At 66.8% G+C, this 19,611-nt stretch carries 18 protein-coding genes and 1 riboswitch; of the genes, 7 read left to right on the top strand and 11 right to left on the bottom strand.

All coding sequences use genetic code 11. The features are described 5' to 3' along the window. Positions 1-18: 18 nt before the first annotated feature. Positions 19-981: an HDOD domain-containing protein gene (locus ACQ7JA_RS06395; protein ID WP_430895696.1), complete on the top strand. Its 963-nt coding sequence runs from the start codon at positions 19-21 to the stop codon at positions 979-981. A 153-nt stretch (positions 982-1,134) separates the two neighbouring features. Here the strand turns inward: ACQ7JA_RS06395 and ACQ7JA_RS06390 are convergent, their stop codons facing one another. After that, a complete protein-coding gene (locus ACQ7JA_RS06390; protein WP_430895694.1) occupies positions 1,135-3,270 on the bottom strand; it encodes a TonB-dependent siderophore receptor in 2,136 nt (711 codons plus the stop codon). A 96-nt stretch (positions 3,271-3,366) separates the two neighbouring features. Further along, positions 3,367-3,475, bottom strand: a riboswitch (TPP riboswitch). 204 nt (positions 3,476-3,679) lie between these two features. Here ACQ7JA_RS06390 and ACQ7JA_RS06385 point away from each other — a divergent pair. Continuing rightward, entirely contained in the window at positions 3,680-5,284 is a 1,605-nt protein-coding gene (locus ACQ7JA_RS06385; protein WP_430895692.1) for a methyl-accepting chemotaxis protein, read from the top strand. On the opposite strand, the gene ACQ7JA_RS06380 is transcribed toward ACQ7JA_RS06385, so the two are convergent. After that, positions 5,248-5,679, bottom strand: a complete 432-nt coding sequence (locus tag ACQ7JA_RS06380; protein WP_430895690.1) for a GNAT family N-acetyltransferase — start codon at positions 5,677-5,679, stop codon at positions 5,248-5,250. The genes ACQ7JA_RS06385 and ACQ7JA_RS06380 overlap by 37 nt on opposite strands. 22 nt (positions 5,680-5,701) lie before the next feature. Then, complete coding sequence (locus tag ACQ7JA_RS06375) at positions 5,702-6,724, bottom strand: DUF535 family protein (protein ID WP_430895688.1); 1,023 nt, start codon at positions 6,722-6,724, stop codon at positions 5,702-5,704. Between the two features lie 286 nt (positions 6,725-7,010). Here ACQ7JA_RS06375 and ACQ7JA_RS06370 point away from each other — a divergent pair, with 286 nt between their 5' ends. After that, complete coding sequence (locus ACQ7JA_RS06370) at positions 7,011-7,718, top strand: glutathione S-transferase (RefSeq protein ID WP_430895686.1); 708 nt, start codon at positions 7,011-7,013, stop codon at positions 7,716-7,718. Here the strand turns inward: ACQ7JA_RS06370 and dkgB are convergent, their stop codons facing one another. Both dkgB and ACQ7JA_RS06360 read right to left on the bottom strand, forming a co-directional pair. Beyond that, positions 7,719-8,519 (bottom strand): 2,5-didehydrogluconate reductase DkgB, encoded by an 801-nt coding sequence (dkgB, locus tag ACQ7JA_RS06365; protein ID WP_430896112.1) that lies wholly within the window; start codon positions 8,517-8,519, stop codon positions 7,719-7,721. A 23-nt stretch (positions 8,520-8,542) separates the two neighbouring features. Continuing rightward, positions 8,543-9,748, bottom strand: coding sequence for an MFS transporter (locus tag ACQ7JA_RS06360; protein ID WP_430895684.1), 1,206 nt, complete (start codon positions 9,746-9,748; stop codon positions 8,543-8,545). 109 nt (positions 9,749-9,857) lie between these two features. Here ACQ7JA_RS06360 and ACQ7JA_RS06355 point away from each other — a divergent pair, with 109 nt between their 5' ends. After that, the gene (locus tag ACQ7JA_RS06355) at positions 9,858-10,751 is read left to right on the top strand and encodes a LysR family transcriptional regulator (protein WP_430895682.1); all 894 of its coding nucleotides are present in this window, start codon (positions 9,858-9,860) and stop codon (positions 10,749-10,751) included. Positions 10,752-10,852: 101 nt separating this feature from the next. Here ACQ7JA_RS06355 and ACQ7JA_RS06350 read toward each other — a convergent pair whose 3' ends face one another. Together ACQ7JA_RS06350 and ACQ7JA_RS06345 are read right to left on the bottom strand one after the other, a co-directional pair. Then, positions 10,853-11,494, bottom strand: a complete 642-nt coding sequence (locus ACQ7JA_RS06350) for an SdpI family protein (RefSeq protein WP_430895680.1) — start codon at positions 11,492-11,494, stop codon at positions 10,853-10,855. Beyond that, entirely contained in the window at positions 11,491-11,778 is a 288-nt protein-coding gene (locus ACQ7JA_RS06345; RefSeq protein ID WP_430895678.1) for an autorepressor SdpR family transcription factor, read from the bottom strand. The genes ACQ7JA_RS06350 and ACQ7JA_RS06345 overlap by 4 nt, the downstream gene beginning before the upstream one ends. 145 nt (positions 11,779-11,923) lie before the next feature. Here ACQ7JA_RS06345 and ACQ7JA_RS06340 point away from each other — a divergent pair, with 145 nt between their 5' ends. The 3 genes from ACQ7JA_RS06340 (at position 11,924) to ACQ7JA_RS06330 (ending at position 16,856) form a co-directional block, all read left to right on the top strand. After that, positions 11,924-12,787, top strand: coding sequence for a PhzF family phenazine biosynthesis protein (locus ACQ7JA_RS06340; protein ID WP_430895676.1), 864 nt, complete (start codon positions 11,924-11,926; stop codon positions 12,785-12,787). Between the two features lie 221 nt (positions 12,788-13,008). Next, positions 13,009-13,806: an N-acyl amino acid synthase FeeM domain-containing protein gene (locus tag ACQ7JA_RS06335; RefSeq protein ID WP_430895674.1), complete on the top strand. Its 798-nt coding sequence runs from the start codon at positions 13,009-13,011 to the stop codon at positions 13,804-13,806. Between the two features lie 167 nt (positions 13,807-13,973). Further along, positions 13,974-16,856, top strand: a complete 2,883-nt coding sequence (locus ACQ7JA_RS06330; protein ID WP_430896110.1) for a putative bifunctional diguanylate cyclase/phosphodiesterase — start codon at positions 13,974-13,976, stop codon at positions 16,854-16,856. Positions 16,857-16,958: 102 nt separating this feature from the next. Here the strand turns inward: ACQ7JA_RS06330 and ACQ7JA_RS06325 are convergent, their stop codons facing one another. The 4 genes from ACQ7JA_RS06325 to ACQ7JA_RS06310 all read right to left on the bottom strand — a co-directional run bounded on the left by ACQ7JA_RS06325 (position 16,959) and on the right by ACQ7JA_RS06310 (position 19,481). Continuing rightward, positions 16,959-17,336, bottom strand: a complete 378-nt coding sequence (locus ACQ7JA_RS06325; protein WP_430895672.1) for a DUF4124 domain-containing protein — start codon at positions 17,334-17,336, stop codon at positions 16,959-16,961. A gap of 95 nt (positions 17,337-17,431) precedes the next feature. Next, positions 17,432-17,806, bottom strand: coding sequence for a RidA family protein (locus ACQ7JA_RS06320; RefSeq protein ID WP_430895670.1), 375 nt, complete (start codon positions 17,804-17,806; stop codon positions 17,432-17,434). After that, entirely contained in the window at positions 17,806-18,780 is a 975-nt protein-coding gene (locus ACQ7JA_RS06315) for a threo-3-hydroxy-L-aspartate ammonia-lyase (protein WP_430895668.1), read from the bottom strand. Before ACQ7JA_RS06315 ends, ACQ7JA_RS06320 begins: the two co-directional genes overlap by 1 nt. 53 nt (positions 18,781-18,833) lie before the next feature. Continuing rightward, entirely contained in the window at positions 18,834-19,481 is a 648-nt protein-coding gene (locus ACQ7JA_RS06310; protein ID WP_430895666.1) for an exopolysaccharide biosynthesis protein, read from the bottom strand. Positions 19,482-19,611: the final 130 nt, after the last annotated feature.

Genomic DNA, 19,611 nt, shown 5'->3' with positions numbered 1-19,611 from the left:
ATTGACAGGCGGTGTACTGTGAAAAAATGGATCGGCCGCTTGCTAGGCGGCGACAAGGAGACAGAAGTCGCCGCCGGCGCTGGAACGGCCGTGGCGATGGATGAAGTAGCGTTGGCGGCGGAAATCGATGCCGCCTATTACCGTTATCTGACTGCCTCGAGCGGCAGTAATCTCGCTCGTGAGCTGGAGGAGCGGGTACTGGCGGAGGTGCGGGCCCTGGCGGCCGACCCCGAAGGCGCGTCGGGACTGGTCCCGCGCGTGCCCGAGCTGGTAGCCCAGTTGCTGGGAGCGCTGTCTGACGAAAATATTTCGACGGCCGTGCTGTCGGCCGAGGTGGGACGCGACCTGGTGCTGGTCGCCGAAGTGATCCGCGAGGCCAATAGCGCCTACTATCGCCCGGCCAAGCCGATCGAGACGCTCGAGGGAGCCGTCACGATGCTTGGCCTGAACGGCCTGCGCATGCTGCTGGCGAAGATCGCGATGCGTCCGCTGATCCGCACCAAGGTGCAGGGCGTGGCGCGCCAGGTGGCGCCCACGGTCTGGAAGCATTCCGAGCGCTGCGCCTTTGCCGCGAGCGTGATGGCGCCCGGCCTGTCCGCGGGCGTGTTCGAATCCTACCTGGCGGGCCTGATGCAGAACGTGGGCCTGCAGGTGGCCTTCCAGGTGGCCGACCGCATCTGCGAAGGCAAGGTGCCGGGTTCCGGGACCTTCGGTGTCGAGCTGTTCGCGGCCAGCCGCCTGCTGTCATCGGTGATCGCCGCGCACTGGGAGTTCCCGGTGGAGGTGGTCGATGCAATCGCCCGCATGGGCGATCCGGACTCTTCGCACCTGGCCCAGGCCCTGGCCCAGGGCGACCGCATCGCCAAGCTGCGCCTGCTGCTCGACGCGGAAGTGATCTACGAGGACGACAGCTTCGTCACCACCGGACTGAATGGCTTCCAGCGGCGCTGCCTGGGCAAGCTGGCCGATCTGGGGGATTGATTCCGCGACGGCGGATATGCGGTCTTCGTAGGTTGGTCGGGTCCTCCCGACCGCGCGTTCAACTCCCTTGCGATCGGATGATGCGCTGTTCAGAGACTGTTTGAACGCGCGGTCGGCGAAGCCGACCACCCTACAAAAGCATCAAGCTGACCTTCAGAAGTCGAACTGCGCCGACACGCGGAAGGTGCGCGGCGCGCCCGGCAGCAGGTAGCCGCCCAGCGACTGCGTCACGTCGCGCCAGTAGAATTTGTCGAACACATTGTCCACGCGCGCGCGCAGGATGGTGTGCATGCCTCCCACGCGCAGCGCATAGGACGTGCCCAGGCCGGCCACGTGGTAGCCCGGCACGATGGCGCGGTTGGCCGGGTCGAAGGCCTTGCTGCCCGAGTACTGCCAGACCGCGTCCACCTTCAGTCCCTGGATCGCCGGCAGCGCATATTCCACCCAGGCGGTCGAACGCAGCTCCGGCACATTGGTCACGCGCTTGCCTTCCACGCCCGGGTCGCCCGTGCCGGTCTGTTCGGCGTCGAGCGCCATCAGCGACAGGCTGTAGTTGAGTTCCGCGTTCAGCTTGCCCTGGGCCGCCAGTTCCAGCCCGCGGTGGCGCTGCTCGCCGGCGCGGACAAAAGCGCCGCCCGCGTTCACGTATTCCAGGCCCTGCCTGATGTCGAAGACGGCGGCCGACACCATCATGGCGTTGTTGACGATCCCCTTCACGCCTAGCTCGATCTGTTTCGAACGGCTCGGGTCGAGCACGGTATTCTCGTTGGTCGTGCCCATCTCGGCGATGCCGCCATGCTGCAGGCCGTGGGAGAGCGAACCGTAGACGCTCCAGTCGCGCGCCGGCTTGTAGACCAGCGCGACGCTCGGCAGCACGAAGGAGTCGTTCGCATGCGCCCATGGCAGCTCGACCTCGGCCTTCTCGTTGCGCTTGAGCTTTACCCAGCGCAGGCCGGTGTGCAGCGTGAACCGCTCGGACAGCGTGGCCACGTCCTGCACGAACAGGGCGCTTTCGCGGTCGTTGCGGCGCTCCATGACCGGACCGGTCGCCGGGTTGCCCGGGGCCGGGTCGACGACCTGGTTCCGATAGATGTTGCTGGAGCCCGCGTAGTCGTAGACGTATTCGCCGAAGCTGTCGTGGCGTTCGGACATCGCGGCGCCAACGGTAAGCTGGTGGCGCACCGCGCCGGTGTCGATGCGCCCCTGCAGCATGGCCTGCGCGCCCCACGGGGTCTTGCGCTCGCCCACGCTCTGGTAATCGTAGACGTCGTAGTCGCCGTTCGAGCAGTAGCCCGGATAGAAGCCATCGCCCTCGTTGCTGCAGCCGTAGGGGAAGGCGGTGTAGTCGTCGCGCTTGAACCAGTGCTTGTTGGCGTTGACGGTGGCGGTCCAGTCGGCGTTGAGGCGGACCTGGAAGCGCAGGCCGAGATTGCTGCTGTCGGTCTCGACCGGCTTGGTCCAGGGCTGGTCGTTCAGCAGGGTCTTGGGCGAGATCCCGGACGGCAGGACTTCGTTGCGCAGCAGCTGGTAGCCCGGCGCCGTGATCTGCGAACGGTGCTGGTGGTCGAGGTCCAGCTGCAACAGCGCATCCGGCGTGACCTGCCAGTCGAAGGCGGCGGACACGAACTGGCGCTCGCCGTCGGCGCCGCGCACATAGGATTTCAGGTCTTCCGCCGCGGCGTTGATACGGTAGCCGAAGCGGCGGTCCTCGAAGCGGCCGCCCAGGTCGATCGAACCGTGCAGGGTGCCGCGCTCGCTCACCTCGACCAGGCTTGACCTCAGCGGCGCATTGGTGGGGCGCTTGGTCACGAAGTTGACCATGCCGCCCGGTGCGGCGACGCCGGCCTGCAGGCCGGCCAGGCCGCGCAGCACTTCGATGCGCTCCTTGTTCTCGAGCGGGATCTGGGTGTCGGCGGGAATCGCAATGCCGTCCTTGCGGTAGCTGGTGGCGTTGTCCAGGGCGAAGCCGCGGATCGAGAACTGCTCGGCATAGCCGACCGCGTTGTAGGCGTCGCCGATCGAGGCGTCGAAGCGGGCGGCATCGGTCACGTTGCGGATCGACAGGTCCAGCATCTGGGTCGTGCCGAGGGCGGTGATCGAGGCCGGGGTGTCGAGCAGCGGGGCGTCGGTGAAGCCGCCGATGCTGGCGCGGTCGCTGGCGACCCAGCGGCTGCCGGTGACGACCACCGAGGTGACGCCTTCGGGCGCGGCCTGCTGCGCCGAAGCGTTCAGGGAGAAGGCCTGCAGGACTGCGCAGGCGAGGACGGTTTGTTTCAGCGTGGATGTCATGGGTTTGCTCGTCTTCGCGCGCCACGTTCGATGCGAGATGGCGCGCTGCTTTTTCAAAAAAGCCGGAGCCAACGTGGGGGAAGGGCAAACAAGGATGGGAACTGCGTTGCGCTTTCCTTCGCTGGCATTATCCAGATCAGGTACGAAGGGTATCTCTCACCCGGCAGCGCGCTGATCGCACGCGCCAGGACCCCTAGCGAGGCGGCAGTGTAACACGGACCCGGGCGGGTGTGGCGAAGGTGGCAACAGGCCCACGATAAGGAAAGTCGGCAATGTTGTTTCTCTTGCCAGAAGGAGAAGCATAAATACAACGCAGATATATTAAATGAAGGACATTATCGTTATCGTGCGGCAATAAATTCAACAAATGTGATTAAATTGCCGATTCTTTGACTAATTGACCATAACCATGAAACTCCTCCACCGTGTTGCCATCGCCCGGCAACTCTATACGGCCTTCGGCCTGGTTCTGGCCGTCACACTGGTCCTGGCCGTGTTTGCGGTGTCTCGGGTCAATGGCATCCAGGGCGCGCTGGACGCCGCGAATGGCGTGCGCGACACCCAGCTCGAGCCGCTCTATGCGGCGCGCGAAGCCCTGGCCCAGACCGGGATCGCCGCCCGCAACGCCTATATCTTCAGGGACGAGGCTTCCGCCCGGCGCGAACTCGATCTCGTCGACAGCTTCAAGGCCGACTACCTCGCCGTGCTGCCGACGCTCGACACGTCCATGGGAAGCGACTCCCAGTACCGCAAGGTCAGGGACGGCCTGCTGTCCATGGCGAAGGAGCTCGAGCGTCCGCGCGCCTACCGCGCCAGCGCGGACCTGGAAGGCTATAGCCAGTTCCTTGTGAACGAGTGCAGCCCCCTGCGGCGCCGGATCGTCGCCGACATCGACGCGCTGGTACAGGCGCTCCAGCAGCGCACCGCCGCCAGCAGCATGGCCGCCAACGAGGAGGCTGCGCAGGCGCGCACCTGGATCACGGCCTTGAGCGCGGTCTCGGTGATCCTGTGCGCCCTGGTCGGCGCGGTCATCGTGCGCAGCCTGCTCGGGCAGCTGGGCGGCGAGCCGGCCCAGGCCACCGCCGTGGCGCGCGCCATCGCGGACGGGCGCCTGTACCACCCGATCGATACCCGGCGCGCGGGTGCCGCGAGCATGATCCATGCGATGGCTACGATGCGCCGGGAGCTGTCGGCCATCGTCAGCAAGGTGAGGAGCGGCACCGAGACCATCGCGGCGGCGTCCTCCGAGATCGCCACCGGCAACGTCGATCTGTCAAGCCGCACCGAGACCCAGTCGGCCGCGCTGGCCCAGGTGGCGCAGTCGATGGGCCACCTGATCGAGACCGTGCAGCAGAATGCGGACTACGTCGAGCAGGCCAGGCTGCTGGCCGGCGACGCCTCGAAGGTGTCGCTGGAAGGGGGCGCGGCGGTCGAGCAGGTGGTCGCCACCATGGGGCTGATCCACGATTCGTCCGGCAAGATCGTCGACATCATTTCGGTCATCGACGGTATCGCCTTCCAGACCAATATCCTCGCGCTCAACGCGGCAGTGGAGGCGGCGCGCGCCGGCGAGCAGGGGCGGGGCTTCGCTGTCGTCGCGGCCGAAGTGCGCAACCTGGCGCACCGCTCGGCGGCGGCGGCCAAGGAAATCAAGGCCCTGATCGAGGATTCCGTGGCCAGGGTCGACACCGGCGCGCTGCTCGTCGGCCAGGCCGGCGAGACCATCCGTAAAGTGGTGGACGGTGTGCAGCGCCTGAACGACATCATCGATCGCATCGGCACGGCGACCGGTTCGCAGCGCGCCGACATCGAGCGCGTGGACGGCGCCATCGCCCACCTGGACGAAATGACGGGACAGAACGCGGCCTTGGTCGAGGAAGCGGCCGCGGCGGCTGAATCGCTGCGGCGGCAGGCGGCGGAGCTGCACGCGGTGGTGAGCATCTTCCAGCTGGAAGACGGTGCAAGCGGCAGGGCGGCTCAGGCGGCCGGGCGACGCATCGCAATCACGTCCTGACCGCGTTCCCGGTAAGCGGCGAGGCGCTGGTTGAGAATGGCAGGGAGTGCGGCGCCGTGCACGCGCGCGAAGCCGGCGGCGGCATAGAAGTGCTCGAGGTGGGTGTAGGGCAGGCAGAAAGTTGCGTTCTTCGCCATGTGGGGCACGCAGGCGGCAAGCAGGCGCGCGCCGATGCCCTGGCCCTGGCAGGCTGCGCGAACCTGCATCCCGCGCAGTACGGTGACGCCTTCTTCGGCGCACAGCCTTACCACGCCGGCCAGGGTGGCGCCGGCCTTCGCCACGATCACCGTATCGTCCGCGCCCAGGGCGGCGCCATAGCCGGCCTCGGCGTAGAGGCCGGCGATGGCGTCACGGTCCTGCGGGCCGGCCGGCAGGATGTCGATCGGGGAAGGCAATCGCGAACCCGAGGCGGCCGCCTCAGGCCTCGGCGACGGCGGGCGCGCTCACCGCGCGCGCCTGGCTGGCGGCGGCCGGCGCCATGTGGCGCAGCATCGTGCTGCGGGTCGAGTCGCCGATGGCGCGCCAGAACTCGCGGCGCTGGGCGGCGCGCTTGCGGTGCTTGGACGGCATGTCGGCCAGCGGCTTGAGGTAAAAGGGCAGGCGGATCAGGTAGCTGCGGCCCGGCATCTCGACCCCGCCCAGGATCTTCCAGAAGCCGTCGTAGGCGTTCTCGAAATGCTTGACGTCCTGCGGGTCGTAGGCGATGTGCGCGCTGCACTTGATGGCCACCACCTGGTCGATGCCCATGGCCTGGGCCACGCCCTGCATGGCGGCGAAGCAGAAGAAGCTCGGCGAGTTGTTGGGAAAGGCTTCTTCGAAGGCCGCGAAGGCGGCGCCGGAGTCGGTCCAGCGGCCCTGGTTGCGGGTGACGAAGGGCACCGTCGGCAGGTCGACGCCCGCGAGCTGGCCGTCTACCCAGGTATAGGACAGGCGGTGCAGGTACCTGCCGTCGGCGACCAGCGAGATGGTGAGGTCGCCCTCGGCGTCGAGGCGCGGGGCCATCTCGAGGCGCATCAGGAAGCTGTGTTCACCGTTGTCGTCCTGCGACAGGTGCTGCCACAGCGTGAGCCCGCCGCCGCCGTAGACCGCCTGGTGGTAGGCATTGCTGAAGGCGGCGTCTTCGAAACGGTAGTGCGAGAGCACGCACTGCACGCGCTGGCGTGGGCTCAGGTCTGTCGAGAGATAGCTGCGGTGGCTCAGGTGGTGGAAGAGGTCGTCGCCGGGGGCGCTCGCCACGAAGCGGCGCACCAGGTCGAGGCGGCACAGGGCCTGGTGTTCGCGCCAGTAGCGCAGCACGCGCAGGCTGCGCACGATGCTGAGCATCCACGAGGCGGGCGTGTACTGGCCGCGGCGGGCCAGCCAACTTCTGGATAAGTGAGCGAAGATCACGGTGCTGCTCCATTCGGCGTAAAGTTGCGGGCGCTTGGTGCGGCGCCACATTCTTTATCTTGGATGCCCGCACAAGGACGGGCTAGCACGGCAGAAACGACATTCTGCCATGAAGGGCCGGGAGCTAACTGGCGCCGGGGTGGGTCAGGAATTTTCGAAGCGAAGCACGGCGAAGGCTTGCGTTCATAGGTCTCTCTCTCGGTATCGGCTTTTTTGCCAATTTGCGACTTTTTGTTTTCGCCTGACAGGCACTATAAGATTACCATGTTTGTGCGGCGACACGCTTGGCTTTCATCGTCAATAATTGCGCCAGACCGAACCACCCCGGAGGCAACCCATGGCGTACGAACTTTTTTATTGGCCCGGTATCCAAGGCCGTGGCGAATTTGTCCGGCTTGCCCTGGAGGAAGCCGGCGCCGACTACGTGGACCTGGCGCGCCGCGAGGGCGGCATGGACCTCCTGATGTCGGCGCTGGACACCGAATCCCATCCCTCCTTCGCGCCGCCCTTCCTGAAGGCGGGCGAGATGACCATCGGCCAGGTGGCCAATATCCTGCTCTACCTTGGCGAACAGCATGCGCTGGCGCCGCGCAGCGATCCGGGCCGCCTGTGGACCCACCAGCTGCAGCTGACCATCGCCGACCTGGTCGCCGAGATCCACGACACCCACCATCCCATCGCCACCTCGCTCTACTACGAAGACCAGAAGCCGGAAGCGCTGCGCCGCGCGGCCGACCTGATCGAGACGCGCCTGCCGAAGTTCTTCGGCTACTTCTCGCGCATCCTCAGCAACCCCGAGCCGCGCGACTGGCTGGTGGGCGACAAGCCGACCTACGCCGACCTCTCGCTGTTCCAGGTGATCGAGGGCCTGCGCTACGCCTTCCCGAACGCGATGAAGCGGCTCGAGGGCGAGTATCCCGCCCTGGGCCGCCTGCGCGACCGGGTGGCGGCGCGGCCCAACATCGCGGCCTACCTGGCATCGGGCCGGCGCATCCCGTTCAACGAAAACGGCATCTTCCGCCACTATCCGGAGCTGGACGAATAGTCAGTCCCAGGTCGGTGCGAACTCGGGGCTGACCAGGCGCCCGGCCCGATCGAGCGCATCGATCGCCGCGATGTCGCCGGCGTCCAGCACCAGCCGCGGGGCCTCCAGGTTGCCGGCCAGGTTGGCGCGCTTCGTCGACGAGGGAATCACCGCGTAACCCTTGGCCAGCAGCCACGCCAGCGTGACCTGGGCCGCGGTCGCCTCGTGGCGCGTGGCGATGCCACGGATGACGGGGTCGTCCATCACCTTGCCGTAGGCGAGCGGCATGTAGGCCGTCACGTGGATGCCCATCTCACGCGCAAAGGCGGCCACGCCGCGGTTCTGCAGGTAGGGATGCAGCTCGACCTGGTTGGTGGCGATGTTGGCCGCGCCGACCGCATCGATCGCTTCGCGCATCAGGGCGACCGGAAAATTCGAGATGCCGATGGCGGCGCTCAGGCCCGCTTCGCGCGCCTCCAGCAGCGCTTCCATGGTCTCGCGCACCGGCACCTGGGCGCCGGGCGAAGGCCAGTGCACCAGCGTCAGGTCGAGCTGCTCGAGGCGCAGCTTGCGCAGGCTCTCCTTCAGGCTCGGCGCGACCAGTCCGCCGGCCAGGTTCGCGGTCCAGATCTTGGTGGTCACGAAAACCTCGTCGCGCGCCACCGTTGACGCCGCGAGGGCGGCGCCGACTTCTTCCTCGTTGCCGTAGATCTGGGCGGTGTCGATGTGGCGGTAGCCGAGTTCGAGTCCAGCGGCGACCGAGTCGATGGCTTGCTGGCCCTGCAGGCGGAAGGTGCCGAGGCCGAGTTGGGGCATAGTCATGGTCATGTTCATTCCTTTCGTGTTCAGTGGGTGATGACGGCGGTCTTCACGGCTGCCTTTGCCGGCAGGCCGTCGCGGCGGTCGAGCCAGCCGGCCAGGGTTGTCAAAGCAAAGGCGCCGACGACGATCAAGGCGCCGATCGGTGGCGTGGCCATCAGGCCGAAGCGGGCCACCACCAGGCCGCCGCCCCAGGCACCCAGGGCGATGCCGACGTTGAAGGCGGCGATGTTCAGGCCCGAGGCCACGTCCACGGCCTGCGGCGCATCGCGCTCGGCGCGCTGGACGACATAGACCTGCAGGCCGGGCACATTGCCGAAGGCGACGGCGCCCCAGGCCAGCACGGTGGCCAGCACCAGCCATTTGTTCGGCGCGGTGAAGCCCAGGACCAGCAGCACCAGGGCCAGCAGGGCGAACACGATCTGCAGCGCGGGCAGCGGGCCCTTGCGGTCGGCCAGCTTGCCGCCCCAGATGTTCCCGGCCGCGACCGAGACGCCGTAGACCAGCATCACCAGGCTCACGCTGGAAGCCGCGAAGCCCGAGACTTCCTGCAGGATCGGCGCCAGATAGGTGAAGGCGATGAAGGAGCCGCCATAGCCGAGCGTCGTCATGGCATAGACCAGCAGCAGGCGCGGCTTCTTCAGGACGGCCAGCTGGGTCGGCAGGCTGGCCGGCTTGCTGCCGGCGATGTCCTTCGGCACCAGGATCCAGCTGCCGACGATGGCGACCACGCCCAGCAGCGACACGGCGAGGAAGGTGGCCTGCCAGCCGAAGTGCTGGCCGATGAAGGTCCCGAGCGGCACGCCGGTCACCAGGGCCACGGTCAGGCCGGTGAACATCAGGGCGATGGCGCTGGCGGCCTTTTCCTTCGGCACCAGGCTGGTGGCGATGGTCGAGCCGATCGAGAAGAACACGCCGTGGGCCAGGCCGGTCAGCACGCGGGCCGCCATCAGGGCCGCATAGCCGGGCGCCATCCAGGCGACCAGGTTGCCGAGGGTGAACAGCATCATCAGGCCGATCAGCAGCTGCTTGCGCGGCACGCGGCCGGTGAGGGCGGTGAGCACCGGTGCGCCGACGGCGACGCCGAGCGCGTAGAGACTGACGAGCAGCCCGGCGGACGGCACCGAGACGCCGAGGCTGGCCGCGATGGTGGGAATCAGGCCGACGATGACGAATTCCGTCGTCCCGATGGCGAAGGCGCTCAGCGTGAGCGCCCAGAGTGCGAGTGGCATGGTGTTCTCCTTTTGGTCTGCCGATGTGAAGCAAGGCCCGCAGTGTGCCCGCTTGCCAAGCGCAGAAAAATGCCTTAGCGTACAATTGACTTTTGACGTGGAGTCACAAATGATCGATGTCGACGCGCTGATTGCCTTCGCTGCCGTCATAGATACAGGATCGTTCTCGGCCGCTGCCGAGCGCCTGGGCCAGACTCCCTCGGGCGTCTCGCGCACCATCTCGCGCCTGGAGGAACACCTGGGCATGACGCTGATGCACCGCACGACGCGGCGCCTGCAACTGACGGAAGAGGGGACCTGGCTGCTGGGCCGGGCGCGCAGCCTGCTGGCCGACCTGGCCAACACCGAGCTGGAAGCCGCCGCGCGCCGTTCCCAGCCTTCGGGCCTGGTGCGCGTGAACGCAGCCACCCCGGCGCTCGACCACCTGCTCGCGCCGCTGCTGCCGGACTTCCTGGAAGCCTATCCCCTGGTGCAACTGGAACTGGTGAGCGGCGAGACCTATGTCGACCTGATCGAGGAACGCGCCGACCTGGCGATCCGCATCGGCGCGCTGCCCGATTCGACCCTGAACGCGCGGCGCCTCGGCGCATCGCACATCCGCGTGCTGGCCGCGCCCGCGTACCTGGAAAAGCACGGTATGCCTGCCACGGCCGAGGACCTGAAAGCCCACCGCACGCTCGGCTTCACGGCGCCGGCGTCCCTGAATACCTGGCCGCTGCGGCACGCCGGCGCGGAAGGGTGGACGGTGACGCCCTCGGTGGTGGCCTCGAGCGGCGAAACGGTGCGCCACCTGGCGCTGTCGGGGACGGGAATCGCCTCGCTATCGGATTTTCTCACCCGCGCCGACGTCGAGGCGGGACGGCTGCTGCCGGTGCTGGAAGACGCGACCTTGCACTGGACCCAGCCGGTATGGGCGGTGTTCTACAAACAGGGCGCGCTGGCGCCGCGGGTGTCGGCCCTGGTGGACTTCCTAGCGAAGCGGCTGCAGGATAGACTGTCGTAGGGTGGACGGGTTCCCCGTCCGCGCGTCCAAGCGGCGCAAAAGTAGGCGGTGCGCCTCATTTCACCCTGTAGTTGAACGCGCGTTCGGCGAAGCCGAACACCCTACAGTGCATCCGCCTTCTCCAGGCGCTTGTAGTACACCAGCGAAAACACCACCGGCACGATCGCCCCGAGCACCAGTCCCCCGATCCCGAGCACCCCATGCCAGCCCGCCAGCGCGACCAGCACCGCCAGCGCGCCGCCCGCCACCATGGTGCGCGCCGCCAGCCGGTGCGTCGCATACCAGACCCGGTCGTTGGCCAGCGTCCAGGGCGTGCGCACGCCGAGCCAGAAGTTACGCCGCACCTTGCCCATCACATTGCCCGCCAGGACAAAGAACATCCCGAGCCCGCCGACGATGGCGCGGTCCATCGCGAAGCCGCCCTGGTGCGCCGCCCACAGGTGCATGCACTGGATATAGCCGATCAGGATCACCACCGCCATGCCGCTGAACCACCAGGTCGACGCGAAACCCTCCACCGCGAAGCGCTTCGGCGACACCGTCGGCAGCACCGGCCACAGCAGGCCCAGGCCGAGCAGGAAGACCGAGTGCATCAGCACGTCGACACGCGGCCCCCAGCCGTCGACCTCGCCGGCCGCATTCCAGTGCACCGGCACCTGCGCCGGCAGCGCGGGATAGATGGCCAGGGTCATCGCCAGCACCAGCAGCACCACGGCCGCGAACACGAACAGGTAACGCTTCATCGTTTGCCCTTCCTGGCGCCGCGCGCCATGTCCATCGACCAGGCCAGCACGTCCTCGAGCACCGTGGTGTCGAGCGAATACCAGATGGTCTGTCCCTCACGCCGGCTGGTGATCAGGCCGGCCCCCTTGAGTACCGCGAAGTGGTGCGACATGGTGGGTTTGCTCATGTCGAAATGCGCCGCCACCTCGCCCGCGCTCAGCTCTTCGTGACGCAGCAGGCGCAGGATCTCGCGCCGCGTCGGATCGGCGATGGCCTTGAACACCTCGTTCAACGGTCCTGCCATGTTAGATCGCTTTCTAATTAGATGAATGTCTAAATACTAGCGGCCCTGTCCCGCAAGGTCAAGCAGGACAGGAATCGGGCGCGTCCCGGCAAGCTTTGCCGGCGCGGATTATGATGGCCGGCCCTCCAACAAAAAAAGGACCGTCATGAAAGAAGCCCAGTATATGCATGGCTCGCTTCAACACGTCGAGCGCATCGCCGCCTTCTCCGATGGCGACGTCGGCGGCAATCCCGCCGGCGTCTGGATCGGCGACACCCTGCCGCCGGATGCGGAGATGGCGGCCGTGGCGCACGCGGTCGGCTTCTCCGAGACCGCCTTCGCGGCGCCGCGAGGCGAGGCGTGGCGGGTCCGCTATTTTTCGCCGGAATCCGAAGTGGCCTTCTGCGGCCACGCCACCATCGCCCTGGGCGCTGCACTGGCGCGCCGCTTCGGCGACGGCCGCTTCGATCTCACGCTGAATGCGGCGCAGATCTCGGTCGAAGGGCGCAAGGAAGGCGAGCGTGTCGCCGCCAGCCTGCAGTCGCCGCCGACCCGGAGCAGCCCTGCCCCCGCCGCCCTGGTCGAGGCCGCGCTGGCCCTGTTCGGCTACACGCGCGCCGATCTCGACGCGCGCATCCCGCCGGCGATCGCCCATGGCGGCAACGACCATCTGGTGCTGGCCCTGAACAGCCGCGAGGCCCTGGCGCGCATGTATTACGAACTCGAAGCCGGACGCCGCCTGATGAACGGGCACGGCCTGGTCACCATCGTGCTGGCCTGGGCCGAGACGCCGCAGCGCTTCCATACCCGCAATCCCTTCGCTTCCGGTGGCGTACTGGAAGACCCGGCCACCGGCGCCGGCACCGCCGCCTTCGCCGGCTACCTGCGCGACATCGGGTGGCCGCACGGCGGACGGATCGAGGTGGTGCAGGGCGAGGACATGGGCATGCGTTCGCGCCTGACGGCCGAGATCGGCGACGAACCGGGCAGCTCGATCCGCGTCTCCGGCAGCGCGCGCACGATGCAGTGAGCGCATGAATATGCGGGTGGCATAGGCCAAGCGCCTGCAAGCAATACTGTGGCTACAAAGTTACGCACGAGTGTACTTTGTTGTAGGACAAATCTTTCAATGATGTAGGACAAATAGAAGGGAAAAAGTACGCTTGCTCAGCAGTTAAAATATTTCTGAACGGATTGATAATTTGAAGCAGGCAAGTTCTGTTTCACAATTTCAATCCTAAGGAAACCCCGATGTCGCTCTTCGACCCAGTCGCAACCACTCCCGCCAGCGCCGCGGCGCGCACTGAACGCAAGAAGCGCGAGGCACGCGCTGCCGGCCTCAGTGTCGAGCGGCTTCCCTTTACCGTTCGCCGGGTCGAGACCGAGTCCGACCTGTTGAAAGCCGTACGGATCCGTCATGCAGCATATGCGCGCCACGTCCCCGAGTTCGCACGCTCGCTGGCGGAGCCGGAAGCGGCCGACTACGAATCCGACACCATCGTGCTGCTGGCCGAGTCGAAGCTGGACGGTTCGGCCCTCGGCAGCACCCGCATTCGCACCAACCTTTACCGCCCGCTCGGCGTCGAGGAATCGATCGTGCTGCCTGACTGGCTGCAAGGCCGCCGCCTGGTCGAGGCCACCCGCCTGGGTATCGACGAAGGCCGCGTCGGACGTATGGTCAAGGTGGCATTGATCAAGGCCTGCTTCATGTATTGCGAAGACAACGCCATCGACTATTCGGTCGCCACCGGGCGCCCACCAGTGGACCGCCAGTACGAGCAGTTGCTGTTCACCGACGTGTTCCCTGAGCAAGGTCCGGTGCCGCTGCGCCATGTCGGCAACATTCCCCACCGCGTCATGGCCTTCGAGATCGCGACGTTCGAGCAGCGTTATGTGAAAGCGCGCCATCCTCTGCTGAATTTCTTCTTCGGCACGCACCATCCGGATATCGATATCGGTCCGGCAGCGCCTCCGCCGGCACTGGTTCTACCTCGAACTAAAGTCGAAGGTTATTCACCGTTGTTGTCGCGCGAATTCGCGGCTGCATGATCAGTTATTGCATGACGGCATCACTGTAAGGTTGTATCCTTGCGCTTTGACGCCTTTGCCTTTAAAAAGGTAAAGGCATTCGTTCGCACCGATACCACCTTATGCCCATACCAACACCGCAACGTCGTTCTTCGTTCACGGCCGCCGCGCACGCGGCCGTCGAACGGGTGTTGAAGTTGTTTTCGTACTATCTGATCCCGCTCGGGATCGGTCTCGTTTCCGTCATCGCCCTGGTCTTCTGGCACGACCAGTACCGCACCAGCGGCGACGTGCCGCTGTCGATGCGCGTCGCCGTGCAAACCGAGGATGCCCTCGATCCGCGCAGCGCGCTCGCACGCGCGCAGGCCGCGAGCCTGGTCACCGGCCATGACACCCACCTGTCCGAAGCGCCGGTCTGGTTCGCCTTCGAGCCGATGCCGCGCAGCGGCGCCCAGGTGATCGAGTTCCCGTCGCGCCACGCGCTCGATGTGGCCTGCTGGGACGCCGTCAGCCTGGCTCCGCTGGGCAATGCCGTGCGCGGCGCCGGCGCCGGATTCATCGAGGGCTCGAAGGCCGGCTTCGCGCTGCGCATGGCGCCCATGCCGTCGGAACTGCTGTGCCGCGCCGACTTCGCCGGCCCCGCGCGCCTGACGGTGCTGCAGTGGCCGGCCGACCAGTACGCCCTGTCGGTCGAGCAGTACCACCGCAAGTCCGGCCTGCTGGACGGCGGCATGGTGGTGCTGGCCCTGTTCATCCTGATCACGGCCCTGATCAACCGCCAGCCCGTCTACGTGCTGTTCGCCGGCTGGCTGGTCCTGAACCTGCGCGTGGCCGCGCTGTCGGCCGGCTGGGACATCCAGTGGCTGGGCCAGACCATCCCCGCCGACTGGCTGCTGCGCAGCCGCTCGGTGGGCATCACCCTGTACGGCATCGCCACCCTGACGCTGTACCAAGCGCTGCTGAAAGACCATATCGCGGCCCTGCGCTACGTACTGCCTTTCCGCATCATGCAGTGGCTGTGCATGCCGATGCTGGCCGCCGCCATCCTGCTCCCCTACGGCGTCTACCTGCCGCTGCTGTGGATCATCTGTACCTGCTGCTTCTCGGTGATGACGGTGGGCCTGGTCAAGATCATCGCCGAGTCGCGCAACCGCGTCGCCTCCTGGTTCGCGGCGTCCTTCGTGGTCAGCTTCCTCGCCACCATCGCCGAAGTCGCGTCGGCCGCGCTGGGCATGCGCGAGCTGCTCGGCATCATCAACAGCGTCACCGCCGCGCTGGCCTCGAGCCTGCTGGCCGCCCTGGCCGTGGCCGAGCAGATGCGCAGCGAGACCGAGCAGCGCGAAGCGGCCCAGCAGGAGCTGGAGCACGCCTACCAGGCCATGCCGGTGGGCCTGTTCACGCTCGACATGTACGGCCACTTCCTGAGCGTGAACCCGGCCCTGCAGAAGATGCTGGGCATCTCGAGCTTCAATGCCGGCCGCACCGCCTGGCGCCAGTTCTTCACCGAGAGCACCTGGACCGAGCTGCATGAGCAGGTGCACGCCAAGGCAGAGGCCGAGATGGAACTCACCAGCCGCGACGGCAGCCAGCGCTTCCTGGTGTCCGCGACCCTCGCGCGCTCGCGCATCGAAGGCGTGCTGCAGGACACGACCGAGAAGCACAAGGCCACCGAGCAGCTGCAGTTCATGGCCAACAACGACCCGCTCACCAAGGTCTTCAACCGCCGCGGCATCGAGCAGGAATTCCAGCTCGCCGCCGCCGGCCTGGCAAGCGGCCGCCCGATGGCGCTGGCCTACGTCGACCTCGACCGCTTCAAGCTGATCAACGACCTGTTCGGCCACGCGGCCGGCGACGAGGTGCTCAAGCAGGTCTGCGAACGCATGGCCACCATGCTGGCCGGCGGCCAGCAGATCGGCCGCGTGGGCGGCGACGAGTTCGTGATCCTGATGCCGGAGACGGCCATCCCGCTGGCCTCGATCATCTGCCGCGGCATCGTCGACCGCCTCGGCAGCACGCCCTACCGCGTGGGCGACAAGGCCTTCCACGTGCGCGGCTCGGTCGGCCTGATCGAAGTCGAACCCAGCATCGCCATGAAGGACGCCGTGTCGACCGCCGACCGCGCCTGCCGCGAAGCCAAGACGGGGCAGGGCGAGGGGCTGGTGGTCTACGAGCGCGGCGCCGAAGCCTTCCGCCAGCGCGCGGCCGAACTCGACATGGTGGCGCGTCTGTCCGGTCCCAACGCGACCGATTGCCTCCTGCTGGAAATGCAGCCGATCATGTCGCTCAGCCACCCGCGCGAATCGCTGAACTTCGAAGTACTGCTGCGCATGCGCGAGCCGGACGGCCGCATCGTGCCGGCCGGCGCCGTGATCGCGGCCGCCGAGAAAAGCGGCCGCGCGAGCGTGATCGACCGCTGGGTGATGAACACGACCCTGTCCTGGATCGCCGAACATGCCGAGCAGCTGGGCAATACCCGCTTCGTGTGCATGAACCTGTCGGGCGCCTCGCTCAACGACGAGCGCTTCGTGCAGGACACCTTCGAGATCCTCGGCCGCTTCGTGCACGTGGCGAGCCGCCTGTGCCTGGAGATCACCGAGAGCGTGGCCCTGCACGACCTCGACAACACGCGCCGCTTCATCGACCAGGCGCGCAGCTTCGGCGTGAAAGTGGCGCTGGACGACTTCGGCGCCGGCTACACCTCCTTCTCCTACCTGAAGGAATTGCCGGCCGACGTGCTCAAGATCGATGGGAACTTCATCAAGAACATCAACGCCCACCCGGCCAATGTGGCGATCGTCGAGGCGATCGTCAGCCTGGCCGGCAACCTGGGCATGAAGACCATCGCGGAGTGGGCGGAAGATGCCGCCACCGTGCAGACGCTGTCGGAAATCGGCGTGGACTACGTGCAGGGCTGGGCGGTGGCGCGTTCGCTGCCGCCCGAGCGCATGCTCGAAGCGCGTTCGGCGGCGGATTTCATTACGGATCCGGCGGTGCAGGAACTGGTGAAGGTATTGGGCACGCCGATGACGCCGCACCTGGCGAGCGTGCAGAAGATACGCGATTTGTTCTGAGCGGCGCTCGGGCTGCTCAACGGTGAGTCGAACGCGCGTTCGGCGCAGCCGAACACCCTACGGCAGGGTGGGCGTTCAACCGGCTCCAACTCAGCCGATGATTCAATTCAGGGTCGCCAGCGCCTGCCTGCCACCCGCATCCATCAGCAGGAAATTCGCCCTGGCGGCTTTCAGGGTCGCCACATCGCGCATCAAGGGCTTGGCCTTGGCCCGCGGCGCCATCACGCGCCGTTGGGCGGGCGGAGGCGGCAGCACGCTGTGCTCGACGGCCAGCGGATAAGCTTGTACGCGGTTGACTGCTTCGTCCGCGGGCATGCTGGCCAGGCGCACCGTGGCGGCGCCGCCGTCGCAGGGCTGGTCGGTCAGGGTGACGCGGCCTGCGCCGTCCACGCACTTGACGATGTCGGTGCCGGCGTAGGCTGCGGGGGCAAATGAGGCAAGGGCCGCGCAAAGAATGCTGAGGCAGAGATGACGTTTCATGGTCGACTCCTTTTCTGGAGCCTCCAGTGTCCGTGTCTGTCTTACAATGCTCTGTTCGCTGCCTCACGTGTGCGCAGCATGCATTCGAAAATCTCTCAGCCGTTCGGCTGTTCCGCCACCAGCTGTACTTCCACCAGGCAACCGTAATGCAGGGTCGGTACCGGCACGACCGCCCGCGCCGGCCGGTGTTCCCCGAACACGGCCGCGTACGCGGCGTTGAAGGCCGGCCAGTGCTCGACCCCGGCGAGGTAGGCCGTGCATTGCACCACGTCATGCAAGCCGCAGCCCGCCGCGCCCAGGATCTGCTCGCACTGCGCGAACACCGACGCGCACTGGGCCTCGAAGGAAGTGTCGGACAAGTCGCGCGCCGGCAGCACGCCCGACACGAAGACCAGGCCGCCGCGCGTGACGACGGCCTGCGAGTAATGGCCGGCAGGCAGAGGCAGGCCGGGCGCCTGGACGAATTCCATCAGGCTTGCACGCTAGATACCAGCTCGGCGAAACGCGACAGGTCGACGTTGCCGCCGGAGATCAGGATGCCGACGCGCTTGCCCTTGACGTCCACCACGCCGTGCAGGGCCGCGGCTGCGCCGAGGCAGCCGGTCGGCTCGACGATCATCTTCATGCGCTCGGCGAAGAAGGCCATGGTCTGCACCAGCTGGGCGTCGCTCACAGTGACGATGTCGTCCACGTTGCGGCGGATCACCTCGAAATTGTGCTCGCCGATATGGGTCACCATGGCGCCGTCGGCGATGGTCTTGGGCACGGCGATGTGCACGATTTCCCCTTTGCGCAGCGACTGCTGGCCATCGTTGCCGGCTTCCGGTTCGACGCCGATCACCTTGCATTCCGGCGACAGCGCGCGCGCAGCCAGCGCGCAGCCGGCCAGCAGGCCGCCGCCGCCCAGGCAGACCAGCAGGATGTCGAGCGGCCCGGTCTCTTCGAACAGTTCCCTGGCCGCCGTGCCCTGGCCGGCGATCACGTCCGGGTGGTCGTAGGGCGGAATCAGGGTCATACCGCGCTCGCTGGAGAGGCGGCGGCCGATCTCTTCGCGGTTCTCGGTATAGCGGTCGTAGGTGATGACTTCGCCGCCGTATTCCCTGGTCGCCTTGACCTTCAGCGCCGGCGCGTCGTGCGGCATGATGATGGTCGACTTGATGCCCGCCAGTTTCGCGGAGAGGGCGATGGCTTGCGCGTGGTTGCCCGAGGAGAAGGTCAGCACGCCGGCCGCGCGCTGGGCGTCGTCGAATTTCGCGATCGCGTTATAGGCGCCGCGGAACTTGAAGGCGCCCATGCGCTGGTAGTTCTCGCACTTGAAGAACAGCTCGCCGCCGCTGATGCGATTCGCGGTGGTCGAGGTCAGCACCGGCGTGCGGTGCGCCGCGCCCTTCAGGCGCTCGGCGGCCAGTTCGATGTCGTGGTAGGTCGGTGCGGTGACGGTCATGGCGCTCTCGGTTGGGTCGAAAGCACCGAGTATAGCGAATCGGGCCCGGCTTCTCAGCCGTTCATGCGCTGGAAGACCTCGCGCGCCGCCAGGCCGCCGCCGCCGATCAGGAGGCTGAAATAGAGGATGGTGAGCAGATTGCTGATGTGGCCCAGCAGCACGCACACGCCGTCGCGCTGCAAGAGGCCGATGGCGAGGAAGAGCAGGGCCACGGCCGGGAAGGTATTGCTGAATGGGATCAGGCCGAAGGGCATCATCAGGAGCACCGCACCCAGCACCAGGGCCGCGTCGTTCAGGTACTGGATCGGCCCCTTGGCCACCAGCCACTGGATGCGGTTGGGACGGCTGACCTTCTCGATCTTCACCATCCAGGGCAGGGCCTTGCGCAGCAGGGGACGCAGCTTGCGGGTGCCGATCACGCGGTGCTTCAGGCGCTCCGGCACCCACAGTTCGCGGCCGAACAGGCGCGAGAGGCCGATGAGCAGGATGGCCGCGCCGAACACGGTGCTGACACCGGGGATCGAGACCGGGATCAGGAACACCAGGGTCAGAAGGCCCGCCAGGATCAGGAGGCCGTCCTTGCCGACCAGCTGGATCAGCTCGCTCAGGGTGATGCCGGTGCGCGGCAGGGAACGCACCATGGCGCGGATTTTCTGGGATAGTGGGATGCTGTCGAGGAGCTGTTCTTGTTCGTGGTTCATGATCGAGGTACCGGGTTGGTAGGGTGGTCGGCTATGCCGACCGCGCGTTCGACTCCCGGTCGAGCCGCTACTGCGCATGCCGGAGTTGAACGCGCGGACGGGAGACCCGTCCACCCTACGAGTTTACTAT

The organism is Massilia sp. BKSP1R2A-1, assembly GCF_050586525.1.
GTDB lineage: Bacteria > Pseudomonadota > Gammaproteobacteria > Burkholderiales > Burkholderiaceae_D > Telluria.
The sequence above is the reverse complement of the archived record's forward strand: the minus strand, read 5'-3'. Positions and strand labels throughout refer to the sequence as shown.